Origin of the sequence: Helicobacter pylori, from assembly GCF_006439795.1 — a bacterium.
Classification (GTDB): Bacteria; Campylobacterota; Campylobacteria; order Campylobacterales; family Helicobacteraceae; genus Helicobacter; species Helicobacter pylori_CR.
This window is the reverse complement of record NZ_VEYL01000014.1, coordinates 38,379-45,095: the sequence shown is the minus strand read 5'-3', so window position 1 is coordinate 45,095 and position 6,717 is coordinate 38,379. Positions and strand designations below refer to the sequence as shown.

Here is a 6,717-nt window from a genome sequence, read left to right as displayed (position 1 = left end):
ATTCTTTTTTCTCAGCTTCAGTTTTGGCTTGAGATACGCAATCTTTATAAGCCTTAAGACTCTCTTTGGCTTCTTCTAAAAGTTTTTTCGCTTCAGGGGTGAGCAATTTTTCGCATTCTTTTTTCTCAGCTTCGTTTTTGGCTTGAGATACGCAATCCAAGTAAGCCTTAACGCTCTCTTTGGCTTCTTCTTCTAAGAGTTTCCTCGCTTCAGGGGTGAGCAATTTTTCGCATTCTTTTTTCTCAGCTTCAGTTTTGGCTTGAGATACGCAATCTTTATAAGCCTTAAGACTCTCTTTGGCTTCTTCTAAAAGTTTTTTCGCTTCAGGGGTGAGCAATTTTTCGCATTCTTTTTTCTCTTTTTCATTCCTAGCTCTTGAAACGCAGTCTTTATAAGCTTTCAGGCTCTCTTTGGCTAAAACCTTTTTCTGCAAGTCTTTAGGGAGATCTTTGACACACCTTTTTTTCTCAGCTTCGGTTTTAGCGTTTTTCAAACAATCTAGCGCTTGTTGTTCTAAGAGTTTTTTCGCTTCAGGGGTGAGTAATTTTTCGCATTCTTGTTTCTCAGCTTCGTTTTTGGCTTGAGATACGCAGTCTTTATAAGCTTTCAGGCTCTCTTTAGCCTCTTCTAAGAGTTTTTTCGCTTCAGGCGTGAGTAATTTTTCGCATTCTTTTTTCTCAGCTTCAGTTCTGGCTTGAGATACGCAATCCAAATAAGCCTTAACGCTTTCTTTGGCTAAAACCTTTTTCTGCAAGTCTTTAGGGAGATCTTTGACACACTTTTTTCGTTCTTCATCGGTTTTAGCGTTTTTCAAACAATCTAGCGCTTGTTGCTCTAAGAGTTTTTTCGCTTCAGGGGTGAGTAATTTTTCGCATTCTTGTTTCTCAGCTTCGTTTTTGGCTTGAGATACGCAATCCAAGTAAGCCTTAACGCTTTTTTTAGCTTCTTCTAACTTTTTTTTCGCTTCAGGGGTGAGCAATTTTTCGCATTCTTTTTTCTCAGCTTCGTTTTTGGCTTGAGATACGCAATCCAAGTAAGCCTTAACGCTCTCTTTGGCTTCTTCTTCTAAAAGTTTTTTCGCTTCAGGGGTGAGCAATTTCTCGCATTCTTTTTTCTCAGCTTCAGTTTTGGCTTGAGATGCACAGTCTTTATAAGCCTTAAGACTCTCTCTAGCTAAAATATCGCTTTGTAAGTCTTTGGGGAGATCTTTCAAACACTTTTTTCGTTCTTCATCGGTTTTAGCGTTTTTCAAACAATCTAGCGCTTGTTGCTCTAAAAGTTTTTTCGCTTCAGGGGTGAGCAATTTTTCGCATTCTTTTTTCTCTTTTTCATTCCTAGCTCTTGATACGCAATCCTTGTAAGCCTTAACGCTCATATCAGCTAGTAGTTCTTTTTGCAAGTCTTGGGGAATATTTTTCAAGCACTCGTTTCGTTCTTCATCGGTTTTAGCGTTTTTCAAACAATCTAGCGCTTGCTGTTTCAATCTTTCTATAGCTTCTTTAGACAAGCCTTTCAAGCATTCGTTTTTCTCAGCTTCTGTTTTGGCGTTTTTGATACAATCCTTATACCCTTGAAGCTCTTTTTGAAGTTCTAATTCCTTACGGAATTTCTCTCTAATATCAGGGTCATTTATGAGTTTTAGGCACTCGTTTCGTTCTTCATCGGTTTTAGCGTTTTTCAAACAATCTAGCGCCACTTGAACTTTTTGTTGGTTCAGTAAGCTTTTTTTCAGGTTTTCATCTTTGATTAAATCTAAACACTTGATCCTTTCTTCTTCAGTTTTGGCATTTTTGATGCAGTCATTATAAGCCTCTAGAGTCTTTTTCATTTGATCTTGAAGTTTTTTGTCTTTGATAAGCTTCAAACATTCTTCATAGTTACCACCATTACTGATACATTCATAAAAGGCTCTCAATGGGTTTTTGTCCTCAATTTCTGCAATATTTAAATAGTTGTATAAGGTTCTATTGGGATCGTCATTGAAGAAAAGATTCTTATCGATCATATTGCCTTTTTCATTCCGTTCTTTCAGCAATCGGTTATACTCTTGCCTTATTTGGATTTCATCATTGACATAAAGATTCCTGTCTTTGCTAAAACGAGAGCTTTTATCTTCCAAAGGTATGAAGTAGTGAAAAATGCTTCTAGAAAATAAAATAATCACGATAAGAACAGCGACTACAATGCCACCAATAATGTATTTCTTTTTGCTTCCTTTGATAATCTCTTGATCGTTAGAATTGTTAGTTATTTCTTCTGACTCGTATTCATCAAAATTGGTTTTAGTTTCTGTGGGGTTGTCAAGATGCTGATCTGAGCTTTCTTTGGATTCTTTTAAAGAATCTTCAAAGTGATTGGCTTCTGTCGCTTCTTCATTAGATAGATCTTGGGGTGAATCTTGTTGGGCTTTTTTAGAAGTTTCATCATCAATTAAGTCCATTTGAGTTTCTTCTTGATACTCATTATTTTCTTGATCGTCTTCTTCGTTCAGTTTTTGGGCTTCTTCATCTAAACTCTTTTGCTGAGTGAAAGGTCTTTTATCATCAACATCAATTAAGTCCATTTGAGTTTCTTCTTGATGCCCATTATTTTCTTGATCGTCTTCTTCGTTCAGTTTTTGGGCTTCTTCATCTAAACTCTTTTGCTGAGTGAAAGGTCTTTTATCATCAACTAATTTTCTGGCTTTTTTGAATAACTTGTCTGCTAGACTGCCATTGCTAGATTCTGAAGTTTCATTACCTCCAGAATCCATTTGAGTTTGGGTTTCTTCTGACTTGTCTTTATCAAAATGGGTTTTAGTTTCTGTGGAGTTGTCAAGATGATGATCTGAGCTTTCTTTGGATTCTTTTAAAGAATCTTCAAAGTGATTGGCTTCTGTCGCTTCTTCATTAGATAGATCTTGGGGTGAATCTTGTTGGGCTTTTTTAGAAGTTTCATCATCAATTAAGTCCATTTGAGTTTCTTCTTGATACTCATTATTTTCTTGATCGTCTTCTTCGTTCAGTTTTTGGGCTTCTTCATCTAAACTCTTTTGCTGAGTGAAAGGTCTTTTATCATCAACATCAATTAAGTCCATTTGAGTTTCTTCTTGATGCCCATTATTTTCTTGATCGTCTTCTTCGTTCAGTTTTTGGGCTTCTTCATCTAAACTCTTTTGCTGAGTGAAAGGTCTTTTATCATCAACTAATTTTCTGGCTTTTTTGAATAACTTGTCTGCTAGACTGCCATTGCTAGATTCTGAAGTTTCATTACCTCCAGAATCCATTTGAGTTTGGGTTTCTTCTGACTTGTCTTTATCAAAATGGGTTTTAGTTTCTGTGGAGTTGTCAAGATGATGATCTGAGCTTTCTTTGGATTCTTTTGAAGAATCTTCAAAGTGATTGGCTTCTGTCGCTTCTTCATTGGATAAATCTTGGGGTGAATGTTGTTGGGTTTTTTTAGAAGTTTCAAGTTTATCGTTTTCTTCATTCATGTCTTAACGCCTTTTTATTTATCTCTGACAAGAGGGAGCTTTTTAATCACGCGCTCCAATTCACCATAGTTTTTGATATTGTAATTTCTTGTCAATGGATTTTTCCCATAGCCTTTATTTATTACGGTTACAAGAGCTTTGTCTTTAATGAGCTTAAATTTTTCTGCAATTTCATTAACTCTATACCATCTCAATCCTAAATTGGTCATGTTAGGATCAATGGCAGCATCAGTCATGCTCAATTTCCCATCAGGTTGAACCACAAAAATAGCAGGTTGGAGAGTGATGTTTTTGAAACCAAAATAAGTGAATGTGCCATCATCAAAAATTTCAGAGGGCATAATATGTTTAGAGCGTTTTTCAGGCGCTTGGTAGTAATTGTAGTTTCTAGGCACGGGGTTTCTTTTTAAGGCATTATGCACATATTGAGTCTCTAGCGCCTTTGCTTGATCTAAGATAATTTTTTGTTTTTCTTCTCTTATTTTTTCTTTGTTGATAATCTGTTCATTGCTCGCCATCATTACTCTATTGATGTAGGCTGTGGTGTTAAGATTTTCTTGCTTGATCAATTCCCTCTGCCTTTTTGCTTCTTCTCTCTTTTTTAGCTCCTCTTCAATAACGCTAGAAACTTCGTGTCTTTGTGGGTATTCTAGTTTGACTGTTAGATACGCCGAAGCAAAATTGTCTTTTTGAGCTATTCTCAAAATGAATTGATACAAGGCTTTATTAGTCCGCACAACAAGATTAGTTCTCCAAGCGCTATCGCTAGGAGATAATTCTATGGAGTTATCCTCAGGGCTTTTTTGAGGCTTATCTGTCTTAATACTGATTTTATCTTTGGCTCTTTGCTTGATTGTCTCTTCAGCTTGTTTCTTGTTGAGTTCTTCAATTTGTTTGAGCGCATTAGCTTGAGCCTGTTCTTGCATGTCCTCTAGTCGTTCCATTTGGTCTAATTCATTTTCTCGTTGTTGCTTGATAAATTCGCTAAGATTTTTGTTATTGCTCAAATTTTGTGGGTTACTCATAGCATTAGTGAGATTTTCTAAATTGGCTCTATTTTTTGCGCGTTCTTCTTTTCTTTTTTCTCTTTTATCTTTTTGCGCTTTTTGCGCCTGTTCTTTAGCTTCTTTTTCTTTTTCTAGAGCTTTTTTTTGTTCTTCTAATTCTTTAGGATCAGGCGCATCTACGATAAGTTTTTTTGTTTTTAAAAATTCTTGGTAATCTCTTGTCATTAGGGCAAAATTCACTGCTTCTTTTTCAAACATGAGATTACTTTTTACCGATTTAGGTTGAATGAATATATGATTAGAATTAGGCACAATACTCCAACCTTTATTGAAACCTGTTGTGATGTAAGAAATAGTTTCATCTTTTTCAAGTTGGATCACAGTAACATTGTCTAATGAAGTCCAAATCGTAATAGGTTTTTCATCGCCCAAATAAGCAATCTTCTTATTCACCACTTTCACCCTACCACGATTAAAATTTTTAATGTCAGATGCTGCTGCTTCTATTACGCTAGATAAAAATAAATAACCAAGACAGAAACAGCCAACAATTTTTTTAAAAAATGCCTGCTCCATCAACAATTCCTCTTAAAAAATATTTGTAATTGTAACACAAGAATAAAGTGGCTTATCCTTTAAACATAGAGCCACCAACTCTTCCTATCATTAAGGCATCTCTTTCTCTGTCCATTCTGCTGCCATCCATAGAAACAGAGCTGAAAATGGTATTAACGATCGCATTGACACTCTCAATAATCGTCTCTATGAAACCTTTTAAAATAAATAGGGTGATCAAACTCGCAATAGTTGAATCGATACCCAGTCCCCCTTGATTGATGTTTTGTATAGCAACAGAGGGCGTTATGGTCAAATTGAATGCCAATAATGCCAAAACACCAAAGAGCAAAATAGGAATAGCTAGAACCAAGATAAACAAATTATTAATAAACCATATCAATATATTTTTCATAGAATCTTTGAACCAATCTAGCACGATCAAACATACCGCAATAGGGAACACAATACCGCTAAAAGCCCCCGCTATCAAAGGTTTCACAACAACAGTGCTTATTCTCATAATGATAGTTACTTGCATAAAAATGGCGAATAAAGAAATACCTGCCACTTGCAAGCCTTGTAACAAACTAGGAGCGTTGTTGCCAACATTAGAAAAAACAGCTCTTACCGCAGGTAAAATTGAATTAACAGTGTAATTCAGCACTAAATCTAAAGCCCAAAAAAGAACTTGATTCAGCCCAAAAGCACCTGCTAAACCAAAATAAATGGAATAAGAGATTTTATAAAGATAACCAAAACCTGCATAGGCGATAAAAGAGACCATCGCCATTTTGAATAATGTCCCCCCAATAAATCGCATGTATTCAAAACCTATGTTCATCTGAATACCATTTGAAATATCCCTTAATTTCATAAAAGAAATGAAAACAAAAATCCCAAAAACAATATAAATTAGGTAAGAAACAAAATCAAGATATGACCCTTGCCCTATGATAATATCAGGCAGATTGACTACACCATATGCAGGAAGAACAGCAGCGTCCGCTCCTTTGACAACAGATTCTAGTGCGGCAAAAGCAAGCATGGCTGTAGTGTTGTTTTGCAGTTTATTTGCAGTAAATTCTTTGCCAATCAGCCAAATTAAACCATCAGCTGTAATATTCGTAGAAGCTTGAGCGGTTATTGAGCTAATTATTTGTAAAAGAACATTGCCTTTCACATTGTCTTCAACACCGCCTTTGGTAAAATTCTGAATCTTGTTGCTCAAATTGTCTAGCATGCTATCCATGGATACATCTATGTTTTTATTTATCAATGCGTTCCAACCAAAATTACAGCCACTTGATGGCGTTAGAGCAAAACCTTGTATAGCTGTAGCAACACTTGCCCACGCCGATCCCCATAAAGGACCTAAAGTATTCAAATATTTCACCAGATTGCTAGCGGCTAAACTTGTGGCTAATGGTGTGCTAAGTGCTTCGATCACACCCTGCCCTGAACTCTTTCCACTTCCTGATGCGCCAATAGATGTATAGCCTGTCAAAATATCTGCAAAACTTTTGTTGGTTAAAACATAACTCGGTATCAGCATGCAATAAACTGTTTGGTAAATTTTAAGATTTGAAACAATGGGTAAATCAATAGCTTTCAACCAATTAGGAACAATGAGAAAAAAACTTATGATCGTTACTAAAAAAGTCCTTTTAATATTAAACATGC

Annotated in this window: 3 protein-coding genes; all 3 read right to left on the bottom strand. The window is 35.8% G+C overall.

What is annotated here, in order from left to right; translation table 11 throughout:
• Positions 1-3,472 (bottom strand): CagY family CD-EC repeat-containing protein (locus FIM66_RS06455; RefSeq protein ID WP_274595220.1); only part of this gene is annotated, 3,472 nt, incomplete at its 3' end.
• Positions 3,473-3,486: 14 nt separating this feature from the next.
• On the bottom strand, positions 3,487-5,055 hold the full coding sequence (cagX, locus tag FIM66_RS06450; protein ID WP_140548519.1) for a type IV secretion system apparatus protein CagX: 1,569 nt from the start codon (positions 5,053-5,055) through the stop codon (positions 3,487-3,489).
• Positions 5,056-5,107: 52 nt separating this feature from the next.
• Positions 5,108-6,715 carry a cag pathogenicity island VirB6 family T4SS protein CagW gene (cagW, locus tag FIM66_RS06445; protein WP_140600251.1) on the bottom strand — a complete coding sequence of 536 codons (1,608 nt, stop codon included), beginning with the start codon at positions 6,713-6,715 and terminating at the stop codon, positions 5,108-5,110.
• Positions 6,716-6,717: the final 2 nt, after the last annotated feature.

Excerpts from the sequence above, each read along its gene's own strand:
- cagW (WP_140600251.1), bottom strand. The coding sequence starts at position 6,715 with ATGTTTAATATTAAAAGGACTTTTTTAGTAACGATCATAAGTTTTTTT.
- cagX (WP_140548519.1), bottom strand. The coding sequence starts at position 5,055 with ATGGAGCAGGCATTTTTTAAAAAAATTGTTGGCTGTTTCTGTCTTGGT.